General features: G+C 69.0%; 24 protein-coding genes and 1 pseudogene. 4 read left to right on the top strand and 21 right to left on the bottom strand.

The features are described from left to right. Position 1 precedes the first annotated feature (1 nt). The 3 genes and pseudogenes from QE401_RS02755 to QE401_RS02750 form a co-directional block, all read right to left on the bottom strand. Positions 2-322, bottom strand: a complete 321-nt coding sequence (locus tag QE401_RS02755) for a hypothetical protein (RefSeq protein ID WP_307136730.1) — start codon at positions 320-322, stop codon at positions 2-4. 250 nt (positions 323-572) lie between these two features. Continuing rightward, positions 573-1,469: pseudogene (locus QE401_RS23060) on the bottom strand (Y-family DNA polymerase); the annotation flags it as partial. A gap of 59 nt (positions 1,470-1,528) precedes the next feature. After that, positions 1,529-2,287 carry an ImuA family protein gene (locus QE401_RS02750; protein WP_307136729.1) on the bottom strand — a complete coding sequence of 253 codons (759 nt, stop codon included), beginning with the start codon at positions 2,285-2,287 and terminating at the stop codon, positions 1,529-1,531. A 339-nt stretch (positions 2,288-2,626) separates the two neighbouring features. Here QE401_RS02750 and QE401_RS02745 point away from each other — a divergent pair, with 339 nt between their 5' ends. The 3 genes from QE401_RS02745 to QE401_RS02735 all read left to right on the top strand — a co-directional run bounded on the left by QE401_RS02745 (position 2,627) and on the right by QE401_RS02735 (position 5,687). After that, positions 2,627-4,531: a hypothetical protein gene (locus tag QE401_RS02745; RefSeq protein WP_307136728.1), complete on the top strand. Its 1,905-nt coding sequence runs from the start codon at positions 2,627-2,629 to the stop codon at positions 4,529-4,531. Positions 4,532-5,089: 558 nt separating this feature from the next. Beyond that, on the top strand, positions 5,090-5,359 hold the full coding sequence (locus QE401_RS02740) for a hypothetical protein (protein ID WP_307136727.1): 270 nt from the start codon (positions 5,090-5,092) through the stop codon (positions 5,357-5,359). Continuing rightward, on the top strand, positions 5,340-5,687 hold the full coding sequence (locus tag QE401_RS02735) for a hypothetical protein (RefSeq protein ID WP_307136726.1): 348 nt from the start codon (positions 5,340-5,342) through the stop codon (positions 5,685-5,687). Before QE401_RS02740 ends, QE401_RS02735 begins: the two co-directional genes overlap by 20 nt. Positions 5,688-5,699: 12 nt before the next feature. Here QE401_RS02735 and QE401_RS02730 read toward each other — a convergent pair whose 3' ends face one another. After that, positions 5,700-6,158, bottom strand: coding sequence for a thermonuclease family protein (locus QE401_RS02730; RefSeq protein ID WP_307136725.1), 459 nt, complete (start codon positions 6,156-6,158; stop codon positions 5,700-5,702). A gap of 488 nt (positions 6,159-6,646) precedes the next feature. Here QE401_RS02730 and QE401_RS02725 point away from each other — a divergent pair, with 488 nt between their 5' ends. Next, complete coding sequence (locus QE401_RS02725; RefSeq protein WP_307136724.1) at positions 6,647-6,865, top strand: hypothetical protein; 219 nt, start codon at positions 6,647-6,649, stop codon at positions 6,863-6,865. An 80-nt stretch (positions 6,866-6,945) separates the two neighbouring features. Here QE401_RS02725 and QE401_RS02720 read toward each other — a convergent pair whose 3' ends face one another. The 17 genes from QE401_RS02720 to QE401_RS02640 form a co-directional block, all read right to left on the bottom strand. Beyond that, positions 6,946-7,605 (bottom strand): class I SAM-dependent methyltransferase, encoded by a 660-nt coding sequence (locus QE401_RS02720; RefSeq protein WP_307136723.1) that lies wholly within the window; start codon positions 7,603-7,605, stop codon positions 6,946-6,948. A gap of 64 nt (positions 7,606-7,669) precedes the next feature. Next, entirely contained in the window at positions 7,670-8,182 is a 513-nt protein-coding gene (locus QE401_RS02715; RefSeq protein ID WP_307136722.1) for a hypothetical protein, read from the bottom strand. 170 nt (positions 8,183-8,352) lie between these two features. Next, entirely contained in the window at positions 8,353-8,724 is a 372-nt protein-coding gene (locus QE401_RS02710) for a hypothetical protein (RefSeq protein WP_307136721.1), read from the bottom strand. A gap of 49 nt (positions 8,725-8,773) precedes the next feature. Continuing rightward, positions 8,774-9,232 carry a hypothetical protein gene (locus tag QE401_RS02705; RefSeq protein WP_307136720.1) on the bottom strand — a complete coding sequence of 153 codons (459 nt, stop codon included), beginning with the start codon at positions 9,230-9,232 and terminating at the stop codon, positions 8,774-8,776. A 58-nt stretch (positions 9,233-9,290) separates the two neighbouring features. Continuing rightward, entirely contained in the window at positions 9,291-10,391 is a 1,101-nt protein-coding gene (locus tag QE401_RS02700) for a hypothetical protein (protein ID WP_307136719.1), read from the bottom strand. A 12-nt stretch (positions 10,392-10,403) separates the two neighbouring features. Beyond that, the gene (locus QE401_RS02695; RefSeq protein WP_373461410.1) at positions 10,404-10,946 is read right to left on the bottom strand and encodes an SGNH/GDSL hydrolase family protein; all 543 of its coding nucleotides are present in this window, start codon (positions 10,944-10,946) and stop codon (positions 10,404-10,406) included. Then, positions 10,862-13,045: a hypothetical protein gene (locus QE401_RS02690; RefSeq protein WP_307136717.1), complete on the bottom strand. Its 2,184-nt coding sequence runs from the start codon at positions 13,043-13,045 to the stop codon at positions 10,862-10,864. Before QE401_RS02690 ends, QE401_RS02695 begins: the two co-directional genes overlap by 85 nt. 30 nt (positions 13,046-13,075) lie before the next feature. After that, positions 13,076-13,273: a hypothetical protein gene (locus QE401_RS02685; protein WP_307136716.1), complete on the bottom strand. Its 198-nt coding sequence runs from the start codon at positions 13,271-13,273 to the stop codon at positions 13,076-13,078. Next, positions 13,270-14,112, bottom strand: a complete 843-nt coding sequence (locus QE401_RS02680; RefSeq protein WP_307136715.1) for a hypothetical protein — start codon at positions 14,110-14,112, stop codon at positions 13,270-13,272. The genes QE401_RS02685 and QE401_RS02680 overlap by 4 nt, the downstream gene beginning before the upstream one ends. Next, the gene (locus QE401_RS02675) at positions 14,112-14,846 is read right to left on the bottom strand and encodes a hypothetical protein (RefSeq protein ID WP_307136714.1); all 735 of its coding nucleotides are present in this window, start codon (positions 14,844-14,846) and stop codon (positions 14,112-14,114) included. Before QE401_RS02675 ends, QE401_RS02680 begins: the two co-directional genes overlap by 1 nt. A gap of 35 nt (positions 14,847-14,881) precedes the next feature. Then, positions 14,882-16,537, bottom strand: a complete 1,656-nt coding sequence (locus QE401_RS02670) for a hypothetical protein (protein ID WP_307136713.1) — start codon at positions 16,535-16,537, stop codon at positions 14,882-14,884. Next, positions 16,534-20,340, bottom strand: coding sequence for a tape measure protein (locus QE401_RS02665; RefSeq protein ID WP_307136712.1), 3,807 nt, complete (start codon positions 20,338-20,340; stop codon positions 16,534-16,536). The genes QE401_RS02670 and QE401_RS02665 overlap by 4 nt, the downstream gene beginning before the upstream one ends. A 625-nt stretch (positions 20,341-20,965) precedes the next feature. Then, complete coding sequence (locus QE401_RS02660) at positions 20,966-21,535, bottom strand: hypothetical protein (RefSeq protein ID WP_307136711.1); 570 nt, start codon at positions 21,533-21,535, stop codon at positions 20,966-20,968. 12 nt (positions 21,536-21,547) lie between these two features. Beyond that, positions 21,548-22,498 carry a phage tail tube protein gene (locus QE401_RS02655; RefSeq protein ID WP_307136710.1) on the bottom strand — a complete coding sequence of 317 codons (951 nt, stop codon included), beginning with the start codon at positions 22,496-22,498 and terminating at the stop codon, positions 21,548-21,550. A 42-nt stretch (positions 22,499-22,540) separates the two neighbouring features. Next, positions 22,541-22,975, bottom strand: coding sequence for a phage tail terminator protein (locus QE401_RS02650; protein ID WP_307136709.1), 435 nt, complete (start codon positions 22,973-22,975; stop codon positions 22,541-22,543). Further along, positions 22,975-23,523: an HK97-gp10 family putative phage morphogenesis protein gene (locus QE401_RS02645; RefSeq protein ID WP_307136708.1), complete on the bottom strand. Its 549-nt coding sequence runs from the start codon at positions 23,521-23,523 to the stop codon at positions 22,975-22,977. Before QE401_RS02645 ends, QE401_RS02650 begins: the two co-directional genes overlap by 1 nt. Continuing rightward, entirely contained in the window at positions 23,520-23,855 is a 336-nt protein-coding gene (locus tag QE401_RS02640) for a head-tail adaptor protein (RefSeq protein ID WP_307136707.1), read from the bottom strand. Before QE401_RS02640 ends, QE401_RS02645 begins: the two co-directional genes overlap by 4 nt. Positions 23,856-23,858 lie beyond the last annotated feature (3 nt).

The following is a 23,858-nucleotide window of genomic DNA, read 5'->3' as shown; positions in this document are numbered from 1 at the left end:
ATCAGGCCAGATAGCCATGCAGGAACCAGCGGGCCGGGCCGGCGCCGGGCTCGACCAGCCGGCAGAGCCAGAGGCGCGGCCCCTCCGCCGTCTGCACGCGGTAATAGTCGCGCGCCGGGCGGGCGGCATCCTCGCCCCACCATTCCGGCTCCAGCCGCTCCGGCCCTTCCCAGGAGATCACCCGGAAGATTTGCCGGCCGAGGCGCAGCGCGGCCGGGGGGGCGGGCGGCCAGGGCGCGGCCGGCAGCGCCAGCTCCGGCGGCCAGGCCAGGGGCGGGGAGGCTGCGGGGGCGGCCGGCAGCGGCTCGGCCAGCAGCCGCACCGGGCGGGCCTCCTGCCCCCAGGCGGCCGGCTCCTCCAGCGGCAGCGCGGCCTCGAAGGCCGGGCAGCGGCACGGCCTCGTATTCCGGCCAGTGCCCGTCCAGCGGCTGGAAGCGCTGCAGCGCCAGGCGCTGGCCCAGCCGGTCCAGCAGCCCCGCCAGCGCGCCCTCCGGCACGCCGGAGAGGCCGGATTGCCGGGCGCCCAGCGGCTCGACCAGCAGCGCCTCCAGCGCCATGCGCTCGAAGCCGAGATCGGGCTGCAGCCGGTCCAGCAAGGGCGCGAAGAGCCGGCGCAGATGCGCCTCCTCCCGCGATGCGGCGCCGAGGCCGAGCGGCAGGGCCTGCCGCGTGCGGTCCACCCGCTCGGCCCGCAGCTCCAGCCGGCGGGCGCCCTGGCCGGCGGCCTGCAGCGCGGCGCAGAGTTCCTTCAGAAGGTCGTCCAGCGCCGCCTCGATCGCCGGGCGGGTCAGGATCGGCTCCAGGAAGCCACGCAGTGCCAGGAAGCGCGCCGGCGGCCGCACCGAGCGGAAGGGGCGCGGCCGCTCGCCGGTGGCGTCGTCCAGCGCGTCCAGCAGCGCCGGGCCGAAGCGGCGCAGCAGCGGGCCGCGCGGCTGGCGCAGCACCTCCCCCACCCGCAGCAGGCCGAGCCGCGCCAGGCCCAGCAGCACCTCCTGCGGCAGGCGCAGGCTGGCGAGCGGCAGCGGCGCCAGGGCCGCGCGCTCCGCCCCCGGCGGCAGCAGATGGTCGCGCCCGCTGCCATCGCGCGCCAGGGCGGCGGCGGTGCCGGCATGGCTGGCCAGGGCGGCGCTCAGGCGGAAGCCGGCCTGGCGCAGCGCGGCGGCGACGCTGGCGAGATAGCGCGCCTCTCCGCCGAACAGCGCCGTGGCGCCGGTGGTGTCCAGCAGCAGCCCGTCCTCGCCATCCAGCGCCACCAGCGGGGTGAAGCGCAGGCACCACAGCGCCAGGCGCTGCAGCAGCGCCGCATCCTCCTCCGGCGCGGCGGGCAGCAGCAGCGCCCCGGGGCAGATCGCCTGGGCATCGGCCAGGGCCTGGCCGGCCTGCAGCCCCGGCCCCTCGGCGGCGGTCAGCAGGCGCTGGCTGCCCAGGCTGGCCCAGCAGCCCAGCGGCTGGCCGGCCAGCTCCGGCATCAGCCGCCGCAGCCGGTCCAGCGGCAGGCAGGGCAGGGCGAGGGCGAGGTAGCGGCGGCTCATGGCCGCGCCGCCAGGGCCCGGGCGGCGGGGGGTGGGGCGGGCCAGGACAGTGGCAAGGGCGCCGGAAGGTCGGGCGCGGCCGGGGTGACGCGCAGCCCCCCTGACCCCGCCGCTACCCGCCAGGCGCCGGGCCGGCCGCCGCGGCAGCGCAGCAGGCGCAGGCGCCAGACCGGGGCGGCATCGGGGGCCTCGCCGCCGGGCTCCGAGGCGATGTGCCAGCGGGTCAGCGCATTGGCCGCGCCGCCGGGGGCGGGGCCGTCGGGATCCGCCGCGGCGGCGTCGCGCAGCAGCAGGCCGATGCCGCCGCCGGCCTCGGCCGCCAGCTGCAGCCGGCGGGCGGCCAGCATCGGCAGGCTGGGGATCTGCAGCAGCGCGCCGGCGAGCGCCGGGCTGCGCAGCGCCTCCTCCAGCGCCCAGAGCCCTTCCTGCGGCTGGCGGTAGCGCGCCAGCACCAGCCGCTCCACCGGCAGGCCGAGCGGTCGCAGCCCGGGCGGCCAGAGCGCGTCCGAGCGGGGGGCGATCCACAGCACCGTGCCGCCGGCGCGGCCCAGCAGCAGGGCGCAGAAGCCGAGCGCGGCGCCGGGATCGGCCGCCATCACCTCATGCAGCGCGCCGCGCGCCAGCCCGCCCTCGGGCAGATGCCGGTCGATGGCGGGGGCGAGGGGAAGCGGCGGCGGCGCGGCCTCGCCCAGGCCGCGCTCGATGCGGGCGAGGCGGTGGCGCAGCGCCGCCAGCTGGTCGGGGGAGGCCGGCACGGCACCCGCTCACCCTTCCGCGGCGCCGCCGGGCGCGGGCAGCGGCCGGGGGAGGGCCGCAGGGGAGGGCGCGGGAGGGAGCAGGAGAGAGGCGGGCGGCGGTGAGGGCCGCCGGGACGGGCGGGACGGGCCTGGTGGGGGCGAATCCGGGGGGAGGGCCATGCGTCAAGCCTAAGCCGGGATGAGCGAACATAACAAGAACAAATCACCCGCGCCGGGGTTTCCTCCCGCCCGGTTCCCGCCTCGGCCCCGCCACGCCCTGGAACGTGATCCGGCGGCCGATTGCTGCCGCAGCGCGGCGCGAGTTAGCAGCTTGGCTTTTGCAGGAGGATGGCGCGCATGGCGCAGTTCGTGGCCGGCGCCCCGCGGGAGCGGGCATGGTTCGGCGGGCGCAAGGCTCTGGCCCTGGCCCTGATGACGCTGGCGACGCTGCCCGGTGGCGCCGCCCTGGCCCAGGCGCCGCAAGGCCAGGCGCCCCAGGCCCAGACGCCGCCCCAGACCGCGCCCCAGACTCCGCCACCGACGCCGCAGCCCGCGCCGCGCGCCCAGGCGCCGCAGCCGCCGGCGCCGCGCGTCATCCCGCCCACGCCGCCCGCCCCCGTCCCGCCCACCCCGCCGCAGACCCGGCGCGAGGGCGCGCCCGCGCCCGGCCCGCAGGCCCGGCCGGAGAACGGCCCGGGCAAGTCGGGCGGCCCCAGCGCCGAGCGGCCGCGCACCCGTGGCATGTATGAATGCACCTCCGAGATGCCGGAGCGCCTGCCGGTCAGCCGCGACGAGGCCGAGGTGCTGCCGCCGCTCTATCCGGACCGGCCGCTCTGCGTGCAGCTCTGGCGCGGCCAGTCGGCCTTCTTCCGCGTCGCCGAGGAGGCGGGGCGCAGCTACACGGTGATCACCCGCAATCTCGACCGCGGCACCGACACGGTGCTGGCCGCCCTCGACCCGCGCGGCCGCGTGCTGGTCGAGGATGATGATGGCGGCGGGCAGGATCTCTCCTCGCGGCTGGAGATCGCGCCGGAGCAGCGCGTCGCCCTGCTGCGCGCCAGCACGCTCGGCGACACCGGCGGCAATTTCGAGCTGCTGCTGGTCAAGACCGACCCGCCGCCGCCGGCCGATTTCGCCACCACGCTGGAGGATGCGGCGAGCCGCCCGGCGCTGGAGCCCGGCATGTCGCGCAGCCTGCGGCTGCGGCGCAACCAGAGCGCCTATTTTGCCCTGCCCAGTGATCGCGCCGGGCTGGTCGCGGTCACCCGCAACCTGCGCAACAACACCGACACCATCCTCGCCCTCCTGGACGAGAACGGCACCGTCATCGCCGAGAATGACGATGTCGGCAACAGCCTCGCCTCCGAGCTGCCGCTCTACGATCCGCCGGATGGGCGGCTGGTGCTGCGCGTCAGCACCTATGAGCGCATGCCGGGCCATTTCGACCTGCTGCTGCTGCGCGAGACGCCGCGCCCGCCGCCGCCCTTCCCGACCAATCTGCGCACCGCGCGCCAGCGCCCGCCGCTGCAGCCGGGGCGGCAGACGCTGGAGCTGGATCCGCGGCAGACCGCCTATTTCGCCCTGCCGCAGGACGGCCAGTACACCATCGAGACGCGCGAGCTGCAGGGCGACACCGACACGGTGCTGGCGCTGCTCGACGAGAATGGCCGTGTCCTGGCCGAGGATGATGATGGCGGGCAGGGCTTCGCCTCGCGCATCAACACCCGCCGCGCCCGGCAGCGCCCCGCCTTCCTGCGCATCACCCTGCTGAACCCGGGTGGCGGCCGCTTCGACCTGGTGGTGCAGGGCAGCGGCGGCAATGCGGGCGGCGGGCGTACCGGTGGCAGCGCGGGCGGCAGCGCGGGTGGTGCCGTCCCCGCCCAGGGCGAGCCGGCGCGCGACATCGCCGCCGCCGCCCGCCGCCCGGCCCTGGTGCTGGGCGAGGCGGTGTCGCTGGAGCTGCTGGACCGCCAGGCCGCCGTCTACGCCCTGCCGAATGACGGCCGCCCGCTGCTGGCGATGACCTACAATCTCGGCGCCGAAAGCGACAGCGTGCTGGAATGGCTCGACGAGAACGGCACGGTGCTGGCCGAGAATGACGATGCCGAGGGGCTCGCCTCCCGCCTCGCCATCGCCCCGACGCCGCGCCCCTCCTATCTGCGGGTGAGCCAGATCGGCCGTGGCGGCACGGTCAGCCTGGTGCTGGTGCGCCCCTCGCCGCAGGACGCGGAAGGGGGCGGCGGCGAGGGCGACAAGAACTGAGCCGCCGCCCCGCCTGATCCGTCCCGCCTGACGGCCCGCCGCCCCCCGTGGCGGCGGGCCCGCGAACCCGCGGCGCGCCGCGCGGTTGGCCTTCCTGCCGCCTTGCAGGGATGCCCCGATGACCGCCTCGCCCTCCGCCTCCGCCTCCGCCTCCGCCTCCGCCTCCGCCTTGCCGCGCCGCCTGCTGGGGCGGCTGGCCTCGGGCCTGGCCGCCGGCCTCGCCTTCTGCGCCTGCGGCCGGGCGCACCAGGCCCTGGCGGCCGAGCCGGCCCATCCGCCCCCGCCGCCCGGCGAGCCCACCACGCCGCGCAGCCAGGCGCTGCAGGGCGGGGCCGCGCTGCTGCAATCCCAGGCGCCGCCCGGCGCGCTCGACATGTACCTGAACGGCTTCCACTTCTATGCCGAGCATGCGTTAATCAAACAAATTCAAATACCTACGTGGAAAATATCGGAACCGCACGGGAACAGCCTGGAAACCGCCCCGGCAACTTGTTCCCTTAACGTTCTCGCGCTATCCAGTGCCCCAGGGTGCTTCGGGGGCAACGGAGTGCGAGCGATATGGACGAGCAAGACCTGCGGGGCCACGAGCCCAAAGACCTGTCCCTGGCCGCAGCGCAGGAGGTCACGGAGAGCCTGGCCTATGCGCTGGGCTTTGATGAGCGCGGCAAGCCAGCGCGCAAGCTTCATGACTTTGCGACCCGGATTGTCGCGGATCGCGTCCTGAGGATGCTCAACCGCAGCGGCTATGTGGTGATGCGCCTGCCGCCATCGGATGCCGGCTTCACCTCTGTCCGGCCCCGGGGCGGCCATGGCCCACAACCTCAGTGATGCCCGCCGCCGCGCCCGCCTCATGGAGGAGCCGTTGGAGATGTGGCGCGGCTGGGTGCTGTATGCCCGGTGCGCGACGATGCATCCCACCCTCGTGATGCCGGTGGAGGAAGCGCTGGAGAAGCCCGATTGGCCCAAGACCGTGGGCGGCTTGAGGCGCCTCCGGTGCGGCTACTGCAACGAGCACGCCAACATCATCGCCTTCTGTGATCGCGTCGGCGGCAAGGTGTGGGAGACGGTCTTAGCGCCGCCGCACCTGCAGAGTGGCCGAGGCGGTGGTGGTGGCGGGACGGAGCGGGTGGAGTGGTGGAGGGGCCTGAAGCTCTGACAGGGGCGGGACTCAGTGGTCCCGCCGCTCCCTCCGCCACACCCATGGCGGAACCCTTTCGGCTTCTGGCAAGCGCCACAGACCGCGGCGCGCCCGGCGGGCCTCATCCTCCACGGCCAGCAAGGAGCGGTCCCGGAGGTACTGGCGGTACACCCAGGCATGGCCGGCGCGCACCATCTCAGCATTGACGTTGCGCCCCTCCACCCAGACCGTTCCTACCGTGCGGCCGTAGCGGTCTGTATCCACCACCACCACGGTAGCAGGCTTTTGGAATGCTATGGCGGCCAGAGCCTGCCGCGCCCTGGTGCCCCAAGGCTGGCGTGTCTCCGGCGCGTCGATCTCTGCCAGGCGGATGCGCACTTGCTCGCGCTCGGAGGTCAGCAGCGTGAGGGTGTCGCCGTCATGGACGCCGACCACCTGGCCGCGCAGATCGGTCGCCAAAGCCGTTTGAGCGACCAGCAGCGACACCATGACGGCCACCGCACATACAGCCGCCCCATTCCTAAGACCCAGCATCAGGTTCAACCCATAAACGCCTGCAATCTGGCGCAAAAAAAGCGCAAGCGATCCGAAAACCGCTTGCGCCATCCTACGTGACGTAGTATCTATTCCTCACCGGCGGACGAGGCCGGAGGAAAGGAGGTGATACAGAGTGCACATCTACTTCAAGCGGACCTTCCGCTTCCTGGGACTGAAATTCACCATCACGGTGGACATCCAGTTCTAAGGTAGCCGAAGGGGAGAGGGTCGGGCCAACGGCCCTCTCCACCGCCTTGAAGACGTAAGGCAACCCTTCGGAGATTTCAACCGATGACCACCGCAGTGGCGGGAACGGGGCCGCGTCTCAGGTTTCCCCGTATCAAGGTTAAGATCCACGTCAGCCGGGAAGGGGGCGGGGGCGGCAACGACCCGAACCGACGCCCTGGACTGATCCGGCGGGCCATGAAGGCGCTAGGGCTGTGTCGCAACCGCTGATCGACAACCAGTGGTTCCGGGGCGCCCTTGAGAAGTGGGGGATGCGGCAGGCGGATTTCTGCCGCTTCCTCATTGCTCGCGGCGACCCGCGACCGCTGAAGACCATCCAGCAGCACGTGCGCCGGCTTTGGCATGACGAAAGCCCCGGCTCCGGCGAGATGCGGGCGTTGATCTCGATGCTCGACCAGCACGGGCCAGGCTGACGCCCTGCAACGCAAAAAGCCCGCCCTGGCCCAGCGCCAGGGCGGGCTTCTCACGAACGCAGGCTTACGGCTCGGCCGATCTATTTCAGACCTAGGGCCTTTCGGTTGAACCCTTGCCGGTCCCAGTAATCGAGATATGGGTCGTGCATCGGACTGGCATTGCGCACGAAGAATGCCGTGTTCTCGACCACCGCGTAGAAGTCGAACATGTCGTCTGCGCGCAGGAACTCGTAAAGCCTGTGAATCGTAGGGATGTGGATATCGTCCACGGCCAAGAGGCCCCAGCTATTGAGGTATGGGTAAATGTGCCAATAGTCTAGTTCGGGGCACGGGTATGCGTGGGCGCCATCGATCAGCGCAAAATCAACCCGCAACTCGGGATCAATGCCCTGGCTGGCCAGGCAGCCCTTGAAGTCATGTAGGGTGGCCTGAGATGGACCGAGCACAAACTTGGTGTTGGCTCCGTCAAACATCTCGGATGCCTGCACCCGCCCGAGGCTGTCATCCACATCACCACCGATGGTGAAGCTGACATGCTGGCGGCTCCTGGCATTCAGGAGGATGGTGGAAAGACCGCACCCAGTCTCGACCGTAAGGCGGGGGCCATCCGGAAACTGCAGGTCAAGCGCATTCCATATGAAATCCAGGACCCGCGCGGGCAAATTCCCCGCCTGATGCCAAGATTCACCGAGGCCCTGCGCCGCCTCAAATATCTTCTTTCGAAGCGGGTATTCGCTCACCGCCGGCCCCCTCAAGCATGAATCGCACGCGATACATGTTTAGAGCATAGGGACGGCCTGGCATCTAGTTAGCCGGATACTCCCGAACCGCCTGCGCCCAGCTCGTTACCCACCGATCCCGGTGCGGCTTGCCCGGCCGCCACAGCCGGTCCGCATAGCAGCGCCACGCCGCGTCTTCGGTCTCGGGGATGGCATGAGGGTCCGACCACAGCAGCAGCCGAGCCAGCCCGTAGGCCAGCAGATCGTGGTGCTCGATGGCGTTCCAGATGGACAGAGCCGTGGGAAGGACGCCGGCGGCGCGGCACAGCGCCTCGCCCTTGCTGCGGATGCTGGGGCTGATCTTGGTCGAGGTTGCCACGAGGATCATGCCCCCGGTCTTTTCCCCCTGCCAAAAGCTCTTGGCGGGGCCGGGTTGGCCATTGGCCAGCACCTGCCGGCGATAGCGCAGCCCGCTCTCTTGGATGGCGATGGCAAGCAGGAGGCGCCGCGCCGCCACGGATGAGGTGAGCCCACAAGCGTCCTCCGTCCAGGCGGCGCCGGGCTCGATCACCTGAGCGCGGAATTGGGTCGGGGTCATGGGCGTCTCAGCAGGGCGAAGGGCGAGGGGAGGCGCGGCCGGGGCATCCCCGACCGCATGGACAGGGACCGCCGGAGTGGCGGCGACGGGCTGGGTTGCCGGGGCGGTGCTGGCGGCGGATGAGGCCTCCCGCCCTGGACCCAGAATGGCGAGCAAGCGGGCGAGGAGGGTCATCGGCCCATGTACTCCGGGCCCGGCCCGGGTTGGCTCGGCAGCATCCGCACGTTCGCTGCCTCGGCCAGAGCGCGGGCGCTGCCCACAAGCTGCGTGGCCTGAGAGGTCGCAGCCTTGGCTTCGCTAGCCGCCACGGCAGCCTTGGCCGCGGTCTCTCGTGCCGCGCCGGCCGCCTGGGCCACCGCTTCGGCCGCTTCCGAAGTTTTTTCCGGCATCACTGCCGAGACGAGGCCGAGCAGGATGATGCCGATCTGGATGGCCGCTTCGACCACCGGGTCGCTGGGCGCAACACCCCAGAGCCCGAACAGCACGACCGCGAGCGAACGCAGCGTGCCCGGCTCTCGGAGCCGGTCCACGAGAAAGCGCATATGCGCCTCCTATGTGAGGATTTGCCCGGCTGCCGGCCGGGCGCGGAACTCAGTCCAGCGGCAGCCGCAGGACAGGACGCCAGACCAGGCCGGTGTCGCTGTTGGGCAGCGGCGCCGTGTCGGCGATCGGTGGAGAGTCCGACTGCCCGCGCGGCTGCAGGGCCATGCGGGCGATCAGGTCTCGCAACTGCTGGATGGACTGGCGAGTCGCCTCAAAGCGGCGATCGGTGTCCTCGCGCTGCCGGTCGCTATCGCGCTGCAGGACAGCCGTCTGGGTGCGCAGCTCGACGATCATGCTGCGCATCTCGCCGGCCTGGCCGACAAATTGATGCGTCATCTGCCGCTGTTCAGCGAGCTGGTTGCTGAGCTGCAGGAGGGTCTGAGATTGCCGCTCCTGCAGCTGGATCGCCTGGGTGTTGGCTGAGCTGATGCTCGACCAGGCGGTCCACCCGAAGGCCACCAGCGGCAGCACCACCGTCAGCCCCGTCACCAGCTGACCCACCGTCATGGCCGGCTTGGCGCCGATAGCGCTGAGGCCTCCGCCTTGGCTGTCAGGCATGGCGGTGTCAGCTGAACACGCCGCGCGCCATAGTGCGCGTGTAATCGGAGTCGAGCACGGTCACCGGGTCGCGCCGGCTCACGGCCAGATCCTCAACCATCAGCCGGTAGGCGCGCCAGTTGCCATGATTCTGCGGCAGCGACCCGGTCCACCAGTCGCCCGGATCGATGCCGAAGCGACCTGCGAGCGCGGAGAAATCGGCGACATTATTGGCCCCCACGGCGCCCGTCGCCAGGACGGTCCCGTTGGCCGAGCGGAGGCGCGCGCCGACGCCGGCCGCGTTGCGCCAATAGGCCAGCTGCACAACGCTTCCATAGTCGCCGGCTGCGGGCTGGAGATTGAGCCCGCTCTGGACATTGATCGCCGTCTGCCGGCGCAGCGTCAGCAGCCCGCCGGCGCCCTGGAGCATGCCAATGCTGAGCAGGTCGGCAGCCACGTTGTATTTGCCCCACGAAAGGAAAGGCAGCAGCGTGCCGGCGGCCGGCCACTGCGAGAGCGGCGGCAGCCGCACATATATCATGACCAGGTAGTGCTGCGGCCCCAGCAGGGTGACGGCCGGGGCTGAGGTGTAGCCGGAGCCGCCCGCGGTCAGGGTCAGGCCCGTGACGACGCCATTGGCCACCGTCGCCGTGCCGGCCGCACCGCTGCCCCCACCGCCCGAGATGAGCAGCGGCAGCGTCCCGGTGTAGCCGCCGACAGCGCCAGTGCCGCCCGAGGACAGATTGAGGGCGGTGACGGCGCCGCTCGCGACCGTTGCCGTCGCTGCGAAACCAGAGCCGCCGGCCGACCAGAGCGCCGCAGCCACGCGGGGCGGCACCCGCATGTAGTGACCGGGCCCGGTGGCTTGGTCAAAATCGAGCCCGCCGCCGGCATAGGTGGGCGGAGCGCCGGCGCCGATCACCAGAGAGCCGTCCGTGCCGCGCTCGGCGATATCACGGACCACCGCGCCATCGGCCGGGGGCAGGCCGGAGTAGCACCAGGGATAGGCCAAGTCGGAAAGCCACAGCACGCCATCGCGCGCATCGGCGAGGACGCGATCCCGCCGCAGGACGGGCAAGCTGGTATCGGTCGCGACGCCGGGCAGCGTCTGCAAAAGCATATTGGCCATGCGGGGATCCTCTCAGGCTGCGGAGATCAGGAGGCGATAGAGCGCCGCGACGATGGCACGGCCGCCGGTCAGCGGGTCGGGGTGCGTACCGTCGGGATTGAGCCAGGGGCGCGCGCTGCCGCTCGCGTAATCTGCGGGACTGAGCCCAAACAGCGGCTGCAGATCGAGCCACGCGCAGCCATTGGCCGCGGCCATCTCCAGCGTGGCATCGCGATAGCCGGTCATGGGCCATTGCCGCTCGGGCTCGGCGACGTTGGCCTCGGGGGAGACGATAAGGATGTCCGCCGCCGGCCGCGCGGTGCGGATGCGGCTGATCATCGTCTGTAGGTAGCCCGCATACTCGGCCGGGCTGTAAAATCGCTGATCGTTGGTGCCAAAGGTCAGCGTCACCAGATGCGGCTCCAGCTGCGCCAGATTGGCGATCCAGCCGGCCTCGTTGATCGTCGCCCACTGCTGGAGATAGCTACCGCTCACGCCCAACTTGTGCCCGCGCGCACGCCAGGCGACGCGTTTCGCAGTTCCATGCCATAGGTCACGGTCGATCCAGACACCCACTCGTACCGCAGCGTGCCGCCGCCAACCGGAGGCGGCGGAAAATCCACCCAGGTCGGGCCTGTGGTCGTGGACATGTCGATGACCGTCCAGGCATCCGCACCCCAGCGATACCGGACGGAGGCCGCAACGCCGCCGGTCCCCCGATACGCGAGACGCGCGCGCGTCTGGCCGGCCGGCACGTCGACCTCGATCGCGCAGCCGTCCACCGACATGCGCAGATCCGCGCTGTCGGGGCTTTCGCTGTCGTTGATGTGCTTGGAGAGCGATCCGAAGAATCGGAGCGGCACATCGGTGTCGACGATATTTCCCAGTGCGGAACTGCCGATGCTCGAGCCCGACCAGGAGAACGACACCCAGCCGGCGCCGGCATTGCCATAGCGCGACCGGAGACGCTGAATCAGCGGGCCGGCGTAGCGCGGGGAAGCCTGCGTGAACGAATCACCGATCAGCGCCACGGTGAACAGCGCGCCCGCATCTGTGTCGCCCATCTCCAGCTTCATGAGCCGCTGCCGCGTCTCGCGCAGGTAAGCGGCGCCATAGATGTGGCCGATAGGGATCGCGCCGGAGGGCATGATGCCGACGCTGAGCCGGGCCGCCAGGCTGGGCCGCGTGCCGCGCGCCGCCTCGACCTCGGCCGACACCGCACCGCCCGCATAGCGGCCCGAGACGTTGCCATCCTTGTCTGTGATGCTGATGACCCGCCGCTGGCCCTGCGCATCCAGCTGCACCTGCGCGGAGATGTCGCCCTCCACGGTCGCAAATGTGCTGTCCAGCACGGTGTTGCCGAGCGGGATCTTGCCGTCCGCCCCCAGCGCGATTTTGGTGCGCGGGCCAGGGCCATGGGTCACGCTGATGCCCTCGGCATCAAGCCCATATTTGGCCCACTGCACACCCGCTCGGTCGTGATAGCCAAGCATGCGGCCGGCAGCATCCACCGTAGCGCTGATGTCCCCCTCAACGGTCTGATAGGTGGCGTCGACCACAGCACCGCCGATCGGCAGGCGGCCGTCGGCGTCTCCGAGCCGGAGGCGCGTGATGGTGCCCTGCTCGCTGGGCAGGTAGTCCAGGCGCAGGCCCTGGCCGATCTCAATCCCCAGCTTTGCCATCATGGTGGCATCAGGCTTGACCGCCATCAGCAGGCGGCCGACCGCGTCGCGCTGCGCCAACAGCAGGTCGGGAGAGTCCAGAAGCCCGTTGGGCGCCAACATCAGCGTGTTGACGACGTCCTGCACCACCGCGCGGATCGCGTTGGCGGAGAGCCCCTCAAAGACCAGCGCCGACCCGTCCCACCGCCAGAAGCCGTTGCGGTTGGAGCCGTCGGGATTTGCGGTCAGCGGGTAAGCAGGGTCTGCATAGACCTCGACCCGGTCGCCAACCTGAGGCGTCGGAAGGTACTCCAGCAGCTGCGCCACGGTCGGGATGCGGATGGCAGGATTGGCCACGGTGTCCACCACCGCCGCCGCGGCAGCCTCCGCAGCTTGGCGCGCCAGGTTGGCTTCCGTCGCCCGCTGCTGTGAAAGCAGCGCACTATCGCCTGCTTCGCCCTTGGCTTCGATGGCTTGGTCCCGCGCCTCCTTGGTCTCGGCCACTAGAGGCGCTGTGATGTCCAGGGCCGCCTGCTCTGCCAGCGGCACGGCGATAGCGGGGACTGCGACGCGAGCCTCGGCAATCGCAGCGCTGGCCCCGGCCGCGGCGCCCGCACCATAGAGCGACATCCACTCTTCGCGTGTCAGGATAGGGCCACCATCGCCGGGAGCGTCGAACCGAAAGGGCTCAATCGCCTCGGCGCTCGGTTCCTGGATGCCGACGAGAGCGGTATAGGTACCAAACTCGTCCACAGGCACGTCCATCGCGAGCGTGCCGGGGGTATCCTCCCACACCACTGCCGGCTGCCCAGGCGCGACGGGATCCGTGAAGCTTGGCAGCCAGTACATGCCCGACAGGCCTGACGCCCCCGGCACGAGCTGCCCGGTGAGCGCGTCCACGACATCCACATAGATCCGCACGGTCGAGCCGAGGGCGGCCCGCTGCCGACGTGCGCTCGGATACGGACCCAGGCGCGCGCGCAGGATCACGTCAGGCGAGGAGGTCCCCGACATGCCAGTCTCCAGATTAGCGGTGATTGAGGGCTAGCCGGCGGCCAGCTGGGCGAGGCGCGCTTGCGCGGCCAGGAGCAGCTGCTGCAGCTCCTCGATGGTCATGGTCTCGACAGCGGGCGGAGGCGCGGGCTGCGGCTGCTGGGCGGCCTCGGCATCGGCCTGGCGCTGGGCTACCATTTCGGGCGTCAGAGGACGCTCCACGCCGTCGAAGAGGAAGGTGTCGCTCATACCCGCATCCCCTTCCACACGGTCAGGCGGGCGCCGGCCGGCATGTTCCCGCTGGTGAAGCCGATCAGGCAGGCATTGGGGGTCAGTGCTGCGCCAGGAACGTGATGGTCGCTCTGACGCGCGCCCCGTCCTCCCGGAATGTAGGTGCTGTTCCAAGCCTGAATGAACTTGTCCTGCAGTGAGATCATCGCCGTACCGCTACAGCCGGTTGTCGTCGTGGCGCTCAGTCGCGCCATGGTGTCAGGCGCGCCGCCATTGGTGGATCCGGAATAGGTCCAGTCCTGAAAGAGCGAGGTGTAATTTCCGGAGCCCGCCAGGAACGTCGAGCCTCCGTCCACGGATAGCCGGATCATCAGGACTGCGGCTTCAGAGGGGCCAAAGTTTTGCCAATGGAGCCACCACCGCAGATACGAGGTGTCCATGGTGAATCCGATCGAAGGCTGCGCGGTGGTGGTGACGTAGGTGTCGTGGAACTCGACCGCGGCCTGCCAAGGCATTTGATTCCTCGGGATCAAACCATCCGCCCCGAGGAACGGAACCCGAGCCGACACCTGCTCACAGTAGGCGATGCACGTGCCGGTCAGGTTCAGGCGCGCCGTGGTGCCGGCTGTGTTTCCCAGGACGGTCGTGCGGCTGAGGGTTGCGGGCGGCCCGGCTGCGAGGGTGCCGACGCCCCACTCGGTGTTGGTGCCATCGGTCAGGTAGTAGAAGCAGCTGTCCCCATCCCCGAAGGTGGTCGCGCTGACGAAGGGCCGACGTCCTACCGGCGCGCCGCCAAGATTGACGGTGACGGCAGTACCGGGGTTGTTGACGGTCTCTTGGACCAAATCGCGCAGCATTACAGGCGCTCCGTGATGCGCGCCGACCAAGTGCGATACAGGCCGGTGCCGTTGACGTAGCCGAGCGAGCCGGGGGCCATGCGGCCCAGCACGGCGTCGCGGTTGCGGTCGGCGCTGTCGGGGAAGGGGACGAAGGCGATGTTGCCGCCTCGGTTGGCGGTGCTCATCAGCGCGTCCAGGAAAGGCCACTCGGTCTGCCGGATCGAGCTGAGGGAGGCGTTCCATCCGCGCCGCTGGAAGCGCATGGTGACGTATTCCTGGCCGCCGCGGGTCTCCTGGGCGTCCTGAGCTGCTGTGCGGTCCCAAGCGGATTGGAAAGAGAGGCCACGGCTCATCTCATAGGCAGGCCCGGCGAAAACCTGAGCAACGCGTAGGAAGCCGTCCGGATTGGAGCTGTTGAGGATCCGCAGCCGGCAGTAGCGACCCGTCACCGCGGCCGGCAGGATGTGCACCAGCTGACGTGCATAGGTCCCCGTCAGGCTGCCGCTCTCGTAGACCGGCGCAGACAGGTCAGCATTGTCGCTGACCGTCCACTGCACGATGGCGGCACTGGTGAGGTTGCTGTTGGCGAGCCAGAGCAGCCGCCACGCAGCCCCCGCTCCACCGTCGAAGGTCACCGAGGCCGTGGTGATCCCTGGCGCCGTCTGCCAGGAGTTGGACGGGTCGCCGTGCGGGTTCGCCAGGTTGGTCGCCGGCAGCGAGGGGACGGCGCTTGTGGGGATGATCCCGCCCACGCCGACATTGCTCTGATAGCCCCAAACCGCCCCCATCAGACGAGCACCTGCAGCGTGATGATGCTCGTGGAGGTGCGTATCTGCTCCCCGACCACGCGCCCCAGCCGGCCATTGCGCAGGTCAGCCGCCGGCCAAGTCAGCCGCACCACATCGCCAAGGTCCATGGTCATGGCGATTTCCTCCGGTATATCCACGTCGTAGAGGGTCCGCCGCATGCCCCAGAGCGCTCCGATGTCCTGCGCCGCCGCCTGGGCCTCGCTCTCAATCAGGAGGCCGGTGGACACCACGTCAGGGTTGCTGGGCCGCGTGTAGGCGGCGAGCACGTCTGCGCTCGACCAGACGCCCAGCCGCCATTCCTGGCCGGCCTCGCGGCGCTGAGTGTCCGTCAGGCCGGCATTGAGGCCGCTAGTCTGTACCGTGTGATTGCGCCGGTAGCCCACCCGCCAGCGATAGGCAGGCGGATCGAGGGGGGCGCTCAGCCAGTTGGGTCGCAGGTCGACAATCTGCGCTGTGCCAAGGCTGCGGACAGGTGTGGCGGTCGAGGCCACCCCCGCCATCAGCAGGATGCGCAGCCGCCCATCCCGACCCGGCACCAGCTTGGCGCCGGCACCGCGCAGGATCTGCGAGACCGCCTCGCCGGCCGTGCTCTGGTCGCCGCTCGGCCAGTACCAGCCAGCCCGCCGGGTGAGGGCCGTCGCGGCGCTGAAGCTGCTGGTGTCGATGAGACTGGCCGGGATGGCCATATCCTCGGTCAACATCAGCCGCGCAATGTTGGTGATCTGGGACGCCGCCCCCGCAACCGGGAAATTGCCCACCACGTCGGCTGTGATGGCGTCCAACCCGATCGCAGTACTGCCGAGCTGGAACAACCCCTTTGAGTTATCGGTGCGGAACTGCCCGTTTGGCGTCGAGCCCGAGTAGAGGTTTGTGGTGTCGCCCGCGCTGGTAAAGACAGCCGCGGCATTCTCGTAGACCTGGACCACCTGCCCGGGGCCATCGTTGTACTGGTAGATGCGATTCACCGCGTCGACCAGTACAGGCTTCACGGCGCGGATGGGGTTGGCGAACTGACCGCCCCGGGCCCGCGGGATGGTCTGCCCCGCCATGTCGGCAGATCCAGCCAGCCCCCCCGTGCCCGCGTAGACGCTTTGCAGGTAAGGGCGATCGAGCCATGCCGCGGCATCCCGCAGCGGGACGACAAGCTGCCCCTCCGACAGGCGCCACGTCTCCGCCAGCCCGCCGAAGATCTGCGATAGGCCTGATAGCGGCGGGTCAACGAGAGAGCCACGGTCGGCGTCATAGCTGCGCCGGCCCGTCAGCACCCGGACCGTTCGGCTGTCCGGGCTATACTCGGCCGCCACCTGATCGAAACGCCCGTCCTCATTGGCAAGGCTGATGCTGCCCACCGTCAGCGGCGATGCGGTCGAGGTCGGATCAAGCTCGATGTGCCGATCCACCACCCAGTCGCCGACCAGCACCGGCGGATATCGGGTCACGTCGCCGGCGACGACCTCCGACACATAGCCGGCATCCGAGGCGCGGACGGTCTGCATGTCCTCCAGCTGCTGGGCAGCCGGCCCTAGGGCACCGTGAGGGCGCGAGCCGATCCCGAACTGCCCGGTGTAGGCTGACAGCCCAGGCCGATAAGCCGAGATCTCGGCCAGGTAGATGCGGGGGCCGACAGCGGTCATGCCGCCCTGCCACGGGCGTTGGCCTGCTGCTGCTCCTGGCGGAGGCGCGTTACCTCATCCCGGAGAGTGCGGAGCTCATCCACCAGGGCCACCGTCTGCTCCTGCTGACCCTTACGGAAGGTCTCGGCCAGGTTCTCCGGAGACGATTCCCCGATCTGCCCAAGCAGAGCCAGGACGCGATCCCGGTCCTGGGCATAGGCGCTGCCCGAGCCGTTGATGCTGCGCGAGGTTGCAAGGTACTGGTCCGCGAACTCCTGGAAACGCCGGATGCTGTTTGCATCCCCAGCGACAGCAGCCCCCGCAACCGCATTGAATTGGCTGGTCGCCGCCTCATACTGCTGCCGCGCCGAGAGCGTGCTGCCCTCGCCATAGCTGAGGCTGCGGGCATAGTCGGACAGCGACGAGATCGCGCCGGCCGCCTCCTGCTCAGCCGCGCGGCGCTCCTGGGCCGTGGCCGCGGCGTCTGCGGTCTGCCCCAGACGCAGCAGCTCAGCGGCAACGTTGCTGGCCGCGTCATCGACGCCGCGGAAGCTGTTCATGACATCGGTGAGCTGCTCGCCGGTCAGCTGGCTGAGAACGTTCCGCAACTGGCTCTGATAGAGAGCATCAGCGTCGACGCCGGCCTTCGTGAAGTTGTCGAAGTTGGCGCGGTAGAAATTCCGCACGCCCTCCACGTCATTGACGTAGCCGCGCCCTTCGGCTGTCCGCGAAAGTTGCCAGTACTGGCTGCGCACCTCAGTCCGGGCCGCCTCGGCCGCCTTCGCCAGATTGGCCGAGAGGTCGGTCGTGGACAGGCCAAGCTCCTTGGCCTTCGTGTCTGCGTCGCCAAAGGTCTTGTTCAGCGCATCCAGCGCCTGCTGCAGCGTGCCAGAGGCTTCCTTTGTGCTGGACAGCGGCTCATAGACCGTCCGAACCCAATCGATATTGCCAAAGGCTGTATCCAGATTTGCCTCGGCGCCCTTGGCAATCTCGTTCGCCACCACGGCCATGACGCTCTCGGAGCCGCCGGTCAGCCGCTCAAGGATCGCCTGCGTCATGCTGCGCTGGGCGTCCTCGTTACGCCACGCATCCTTGCCCTGGTAGGTGTTCGCGACCACCTCGCCATTCGTCGAGGTCAGGGAGAGCCCGCGGCCTGAAATGGCAGCGTTCAGGCCATCCAGAGCCTGCTTGGTCTGAGCCAGGCCCTCCTCGGCAGACATATGCTTGGACTTGCTGCCCAGCACCGTCAGCTGGCCATTGTCGTCGACGCCGATCTGCACAGAGGAGGCAGGGTTGGCCGTCTTGCCGCCGCCAAACAGGCCGCCGACAAGATTGCCCAGCGTTCCACCGACAATGGTCCCGATGCCCGGCAGGATCATGGTCCCAAGCGCCGCGCCACCCACGCCCATCCCGGCCTGGGCATAGTTGCCGGACATCAGCCCCGGCAGCGCCGCGCCAGCGATGCCCAGCACATTCGACAGCGAGGAGAACCCGCCCAACAGGCTTCCGCCGTTCATCAGGCCCGGCAGCGCGACAGGCGCAGCCGTGGCCCCAGGAAGCGCGGGGAGGGCCGCGTACAGCTCGGAAGTTGTGGTTGCCGCCAGCGAGGCCGGGTTGGCGAAGTTGGCCATCGTCGGGGCAGAGAACCCCAGGAAGCCGAGGTTCGCCGCGCCCCAGGCGTCCAGGCCCGAAGAGATCGAGCCATTGCCCCATGCGCTGAAAACGCTCCGCCCGCTGCTGACCAGGCTCAGGAGATCGGTGCCGCCCGACTTGCTGCCGCCGCCGCCAAAAGCAGAAGACAGCGTCCCGGCATTCGCCCCAAACAGGCTGTTCCGGATCGGGTTCCACAGTGCCAGCTTGGCGAAGTCAGCCAGAGCGCTAGCCGCGATACCGCGGAGCACGTTCCCGAAGTTGACCGCCTTGCCCTCGCCGCGGATGAACGCGTCCACCATGGAATCGCCCAGGCGGTCGAACACGTTCTCGCCGATGCGGCCTAGCTCTTCGATGGAATCACGCTGCTGGCGAAGCGCGACATTGCCCTTGGCAATCTGTGTGACCAGATCGAGCCGCCGTCGGCCTTCCTCGCTATCCGGCTCGATCTGCTCCTTCTTCAGCCGCTGTGTCTCGCGCAGGATCGCAAGCTCAACCTCGCGCTGCTCGACCGACGCGCCGACGAGTTCGGTCTCGCGCTGGATGACGGCGAGATTGTCCTCGTAACCCTTGGTGACCTCCTGGGAGCGCTCCCAAGCGGCCTGACGCTCCCTCTCGGTCTGCTCGATCAGCTTCCCTTGTTCTTTCACAAGGTCGCTGATGAGTTCCATCTCTTCGTTGCGCGTCTCCCGCTGCGTGCCCGCGGCGCGCTTAAGGGCTTCGTCGCGCTGGTCGGCCGCTTGCTGCAGGAGCTTTTCGGCGTCGACAGCAGTAATCGCATTGTTGGCCCGGGCGCGGTTGATGCGCTCGACGCGCGCCTGATACTCCTGCTGGACCTTGTAGCGCTGGTCGATTTGGGTGCGGAGTTCCTCGATCTCCTTCTGGGAGCGCTCCCGGCGACCTTGAGCCGCACGCTCTCCGGCGGCAACGGCTTCTTCGTTCTCGCGAATGTAGCCATCGGTCGCGATGTCGATCTGACGCTGAGCGTGTCGCTGCAACTCGCGCTCGCGCTCCGCCAACTGCTCGCGCAGATTGGCTAGCATGTCGTCGCCGGCGTTGTTCGCGCCGATGACCTGGAGCTGCGACGAGATGCCGCCGCGGCGTGGCGTCGCCCTGACTTCGGTCTCGCCACTTGGAGCTAGCAGAGCAATGCGATCACGCAGAGACTTGATCTCTGTGTTGAGCTGCTCGGTCCTGTCATTGGCGCGGCTGGCTTCCGTCGGAATGCGGTCGCGCAATCCATTCAGCGCCTGTGCAGCAGAACCCAGCGCCCGAGCAATGCCTTGCGATAGACCCAGCGCCTCGTCCAGGCGGGCGAGGAATCCCTGGCTCGCCACCTGCAGCTGATCGAAAGCCCGCGACATCGTCACGGGCATCTTCTCGTATTCGGCGTTTAGATTCTGGCTGGCGCGCAGAAGGGCCGGGAAGACTCGGTCGGCGGTGAGCTCGCCCTCCGACCCCATCTTGCGCAGCTCGCCCATGCCGACGCCGAGTTCTTTGGCCAGTTGTTCGGCAAGATTGGGCAAGTTCTCCATCAGCGAACGGAGTTCCTCGCCTTGGAGAACCCCCGAGGCTAGCGCCTGACCCAGCTGGATTGAAGCGCCCGAAGCTTCCTGCGCAGTCGCGCCCATCAGCGTCGCGGCACGCTGGACGCCGGACACCAGCCTCACGACCTCGTCGTTGGTCGCGCCGATCTGACGAGCGGCGATGCTGTACCGGGCAAACTGCCCTGCGCTATCGGCGACGGCCTGCCCAGTCTGTAGGCTAATCTGGTAGAGCTGCTCGTAGACCTGCCGCGCGCTTTCAATACTGCCCGTCGCAACCCGGATGCGGCTCAGGTTGGCCACCATCTCATCGCCGGCCCGCGCCACCTGGGATAGACCAAGCGTCAGCGCACCAAGGCCAGCTGCTGCCGCCAAACCCGCACCGCCAAGGCCCGACAGGGCCGAGCCGACCGGGCCCGCCCGGCTGGCAAGGTTCGCCAGCGATGATTGCAGCTCGTTGGCCGCACCAGAGACTCCCCTAAGCCCCCCGTTGCCTGTCGCCGCTTTCTGCGCCGCGGCATCCAGGCGGCGGATCGCCTCCTCACCCGCCGGCCCGATCTTTTCGAGCTCGCGACGGACCGTATCGGCATCGCGAACCGAAAGAGATAGGGTGATCGCGCGAGTGGCCATGTGCGGTCATCCCTCCGGAGCAAGGAAACGGTGATGAGATTATTTGTTGTTGCTTGCTTGGCGGCCGTAATTGTGCCGGATAAGCTATCCGCGCAGTCACTTCGACTTAGCGGATACGCTTCTGATGATCGCGGTGGATGTACTATCGAGCTGCAGATCACCAACTCGACCGATTTTCACCTTGATATCATCTCGGCTACGGCAGAGGTGACCCGCGGTAGCAGAGAGGAGGTGACCCGGGTCTTTTTCCAGGAAGTCGAACCTGGTCGAAGCCGCAAGACGAACATCTATCTGAGCGGACCATGCCAGAGCCCGATCCGAATGCGCATCATGCGGGTGGCGAACTGCACGGCCGGGAATCGCTCGTTCGAGAACTGCGGCGATGAAATGCAGGGGAGCCTATTCTACGAAGGGAACACGACGACTATTCTAGGAACTCGTCGCTAGCCCCTCTTCTCCCGATCCCGATCCGCCGCCCCCAAGATCACCCCATTCGTGGCCGCGGCGATCAGCTCCAGCGCCACCCCCGGCTCCACTCCGCCGGCCTGGGCGAGGGCGAGGGCGCCGCCGGCATCCACGGTCGGCGGTCCCATGCCGCCATAGTGCAGAGCGGCCGTCACAGCCTTCAGGACCGCCCATCCTTCTGGGCTGCACGGCGCTTCGGCGACGCTGGGGCAGGCTCCGCATCGGGGGCCGCGCTCTCCGTCTGGCCGTCCGGGACAGCTTCCGCAGTGCTCTCCGCCCCCTCGGTGCTGCCATCGGAGGAGGGCGCGGAGCCGTTTCCCTCCTCGACCACCTCGTTGACCGGCTGCGCGTAGAGCTTGATGAACTCCTTCGCTAGGACCGGATGGGCCGCGAAGGCCTCGATCGCAGCCGGGGAGACCGGTAGCGGGCCGCCGTCATCCCCCGCCAGGCCCTCCCAGCGGATGATGCCATAGCGGGCGAGTGCCTCGGCGCGGTGCTGATTCCACATGCCATCCAGCGCCGACGAGTTGGCCCCGTTGAAGGCGGTGCTATCGAGCGGCTGGCCGGCCTTTTCGGCCGCCTGTGCCTCGACCTGGATGGCGGCCACGCGCTTCAGGGCCTCGGCTGCCGCGGCCTCGACGATGGCCGTCGTCAGCGGGCGCACCTCGACCCGGATGCCATGCGAAAGCTCCAGCCAGCGCGGGGCCGTGGAGAGGGTGAGTCGGAACATGCTGGGCCTCGCTCAGTAGGTCGCGGTCTGGTTCTTGAGGGTGACCTGCATCAGGCACTGAGCCGTGCTGTCGTAGGCCGCGCGGAAGGTGTGGGCGGCGGTCGTGCCGGTCGGGCCTTCCACCGGGACTCCGGCGCGCTGCAGGAAGACGCGCGGGAACAGGAAGGACAGCGACAGGTTGGCGTTGATGGTCAGCAGGTATTCCATGCTGGCCGGGGTGTTGCTTGTCGCTGCCGTGTTCAGGGTGTCATCCGTGTATCGGACATTCACCGTCCCCTCGGCCGTGGACTGGCCGAAGTCGACACCCTCCATGCGCAGGTCATCGCGCACAGTGGCCACCAGCTCCATGCCGTTGGAGAAGGTGAAAGAGCCGCCGGTGACAGCCGCCAGGGTCGTGCCGCCTCGCTTGATCGAGCCCTGCGGCTTGAAGAATCGGGTGAAGGGGGTCACCACGGGCGTGCCGCCGGAGCTCGCCCCGGTGCGGCCAGGCGCAGCGAGCGCCATCATGCCGATGGTCGCCTCCGCGGCACCTTCCGGGTCGATGCTGACCTGCAGAGTGTTCGCCCGGGCACCGAGGTAGGTGTGATACCGGCCGATGTCCGTGAACGCCTTCTCGAAAGCGTTGCTCGGCAGGGCCACCGAACCCGACTTGAACAGGTGGGTGAAGTTGGTCGTGCCGCTGGTGGTCGGCGAGCCGAGCAGCAGCTTCAGCCAGCGGCCGATGTGCACGCTCTCGATCGGCACCCGAACGTCGCCCTGCACGCGCAGCAGGTTCAGGAATGGGTCCGCGGCATCGCGGTTCGGGGCCGCGGACAGGATGAAGTCCTGGACTAGGTCCTGGCTCTCCATCAGGCCGAAATTGAAGACCGGGATCTGGTCCCAGTTGCCGGTGGGCAGCACGCCCTCCGTGGTCTCCTGCTTGGTGTAGATTTTGACAGCAGATCCCTGCGCGCCAACGGGCATGGCGGCGTCTCCTACGTTCAGATTGTGGGAAAGGCCGCCGCGTCAGGCGGCGGAGGCGGTGTATTCGAGGGCGTGGAAGTCGAACTGCATCCACATCCGGGAACGGGTCAGGGCCGGATTGTCCGGCATGCCGCGGTAGAGGATCGTCCCCATACCCTCTGCAGGCTGCCAGCCAACCAGCGCGCGAAGCAGCTGGGCGCGAATGTCCCACACAGCCTCAACCCCAGCTTGACCGCGTTCGTCAGCAAGATTCGAGACGCACACCGCTACTGCGAATGGCACCTCGAGCTCTATATCGAGCGCGCTGATCTGCACTTCGCCCGTCGCCGAATCTCCGAGCGGAATGACGAAGGCATGTGGAACCTTCATGCCGCCGGAATCATCGACAGCGGCCGGGTACTCTGCGGCGCCCGCCACACGCCCCTCGAAGATCGGGCACATCTCGCGGAGCCGAGGGATGATGAGGCTGGGACGCATCAGAACTCCCTTACGAAGCGATCCACCGCCGTCAGCAGCCGGCTCTCAAGCTGGGCCTCGAGGCGCTCCTGGATCGGCGACCAGAGGGGGCGCTTGGCCAGGCCGCTGGAGGTCCCGAACTCGAGGAAATGCCGGTAGTAGGCCGTGCCGCGATAGGCGAAGACCTTGGCCCCATAGCCCTTCTGGGAACGGGGGAACTTGGTGCGGATGGCGCGGAGCAGCGTCCCGGTTAGGACCGCCGGCGCCTCACCAGGGGCTGAGGCGGTGTAAGCCTTGGTCGCCTTGGTCTGCCGCACATTGCGCGTGACTTTGGCCTGCTTGCCCCCGAAGACCGTCACCTCCTGCCGCACGCGGCGGTAGTAGGAGCGGCTCGACTGGGCGCCGTACTTTCGGCCGGACTTCGCCCCGCGGATCGCCGCAACCGCAGCCTGCCGGCCTTCGCGAGCCAGTTTCCGGACCTCGTCCTGCACGGCCTTGTCGAGTTGCTGGCCCGCGATCTGCATCTGCAGGAAGGCGCCGCCGCCCTCGACCTTGATGCGCAGGCTCATACATCATCGATCCCGGGCAGGATCTCTTCCGCCTCAACCACCAGCCGGCGGCGCGTGCCGTCCGGGTCGCGCATGCGCTGCACCCGAAAACGCTGGTCGCCGCGGCTGATGTGGTCGAAGTCCTGCCGCTGCCGGTAGCGCATGGTGATGCGGTGGGTGATCCGCTCCCCGATCTGGACGCCGTCCTGATAGGTCGCCGAGCCGACACCCTCGATCTTGCACCAGGCATCGCCGATCGCTCTGAAGACGTGCGTCACGCCCAGGTTGGCCGCCGGCTCGCTCTGCCTCTTCTCCAGCAGCACCGAGTGGCGCATCTCGCCGATGGAGACCATGGC

Origin of the sequence: Pseudoroseomonas cervicalis (assembly GCF_030818485.1) — a bacterium.
GTDB classification, from domain to species: domain Bacteria; phylum Pseudomonadota; class Alphaproteobacteria; order Acetobacterales; family Acetobacteraceae; genus Pseudoroseomonas; species Pseudoroseomonas cervicalis_A.
The sequence above is the reverse complement of the archived record's forward strand: the minus strand, read 5'-3'. Positions and strand labels throughout refer to the sequence as shown.

Excerpts from the sequence above, each read along its gene's own strand:
- QE401_RS02655 (WP_307136710.1), bottom strand. The coding sequence starts at position 22,498 with ATGCCCGTTGGCGCGCAGGGATCTGCTGTCAAAATCTACACCAAGCAG.
- QE401_RS02680 (WP_307136715.1), bottom strand. The coding sequence starts at position 14,112 with ATGCTGCGCGATTTGGTCCAAGAGACCGTCAACAACCCCGGTACTGCC.
- QE401_RS02730 (WP_307136725.1), bottom strand. The coding sequence starts at position 6,158 with ATGGTGTCGCTGCTGGTCGCTCAAACGGCTTTGGCGACCGATCTGCGC.
- QE401_RS02690 (WP_307136717.1), bottom strand. The coding sequence starts at position 13,045 with ATGTCGGGGACCTCCTCGCCTGACGTGATCCTGCGCGCGCGCCTGGGT.
- QE401_RS02715 (WP_307136722.1), bottom strand. The coding sequence starts at position 8,182 with ATGACCCCGACCCAATTCCGCGCTCAGGTGATCGAGCCCGGCGCCGCC.
- QE401_RS02710 (WP_307136721.1), bottom strand. The coding sequence starts at position 8,724 with ATGCGCTTTCTCGTGGACCGGCTCCGAGAGCCGGGCACGCTGCGTTCG.
- QE401_RS02660 (WP_307136711.1), bottom strand. The coding sequence starts at position 21,535 with ATGTTCCGACTCACCCTCTCCACGGCCCCGCGCTGGCTGGAGCTTTCG.
- QE401_RS02645 (WP_307136708.1), bottom strand. The coding sequence starts at position 23,523 with ATGAGCCTGCGCATCAAGGTCGAGGGCGGCGGCGCCTTCCTGCAGATG.
- QE401_RS02735 (WP_307136726.1), top strand. The coding sequence starts at position 5,340 with ATGGCCCACAACCTCAGTGATGCCCGCCGCCGCGCCCGCCTCATGGAG.
- QE401_RS02665 (WP_307136712.1), bottom strand. The coding sequence starts at position 20,340 with ATGGCCACTCGCGCGATCACCCTATCTCTTTCGGTTCGCGATGCCGAT.
- QE401_RS02740 (WP_307136727.1), top strand. The coding sequence starts at position 5,090 with ATGGACGAGCAAGACCTGCGGGGCCACGAGCCCAAAGACCTGTCCCTG.
- QE401_RS02705 (WP_307136720.1), bottom strand. The coding sequence starts at position 9,232 with ATGACGGTGGGTCAGCTGGTGACGGGGCTGACGGTGGTGCTGCCGCTG.
- QE401_RS02640 (WP_307136707.1), bottom strand. The coding sequence starts at position 23,855 with ATGGTCTCCATCGGCGAGATGCGCCACTCGGTGCTGCTGGAGAAGAGG.
- QE401_RS02650 (WP_307136709.1), bottom strand. The coding sequence starts at position 22,975 with ATGCGTCCCAGCCTCATCATCCCTCGGCTCCGCGAGATGTGCCCGATC.
- QE401_RS02700 (WP_307136719.1), bottom strand. The coding sequence starts at position 10,391 with ATGGCCAATATGCTTTTGCAGACGCTGCCCGGCGTCGCGACCGATACC.
- QE401_RS02745 (WP_307136728.1), top strand. The coding sequence starts at position 2,627 with ATGGCGCAGTTCGTGGCCGGCGCCCCGCGGGAGCGGGCATGGTTCGGC.
- QE401_RS02670 (WP_307136713.1), bottom strand. The coding sequence starts at position 16,537 with ATGACCGCTGTCGGCCCCCGCATCTACCTGGCCGAGATCTCGGCTTAT.
- QE401_RS02685 (WP_307136716.1), bottom strand. The coding sequence starts at position 13,273 with ATGAGCGACACCTTCCTCTTCGACGGCGTGGAGCGTCCTCTGACGCCC.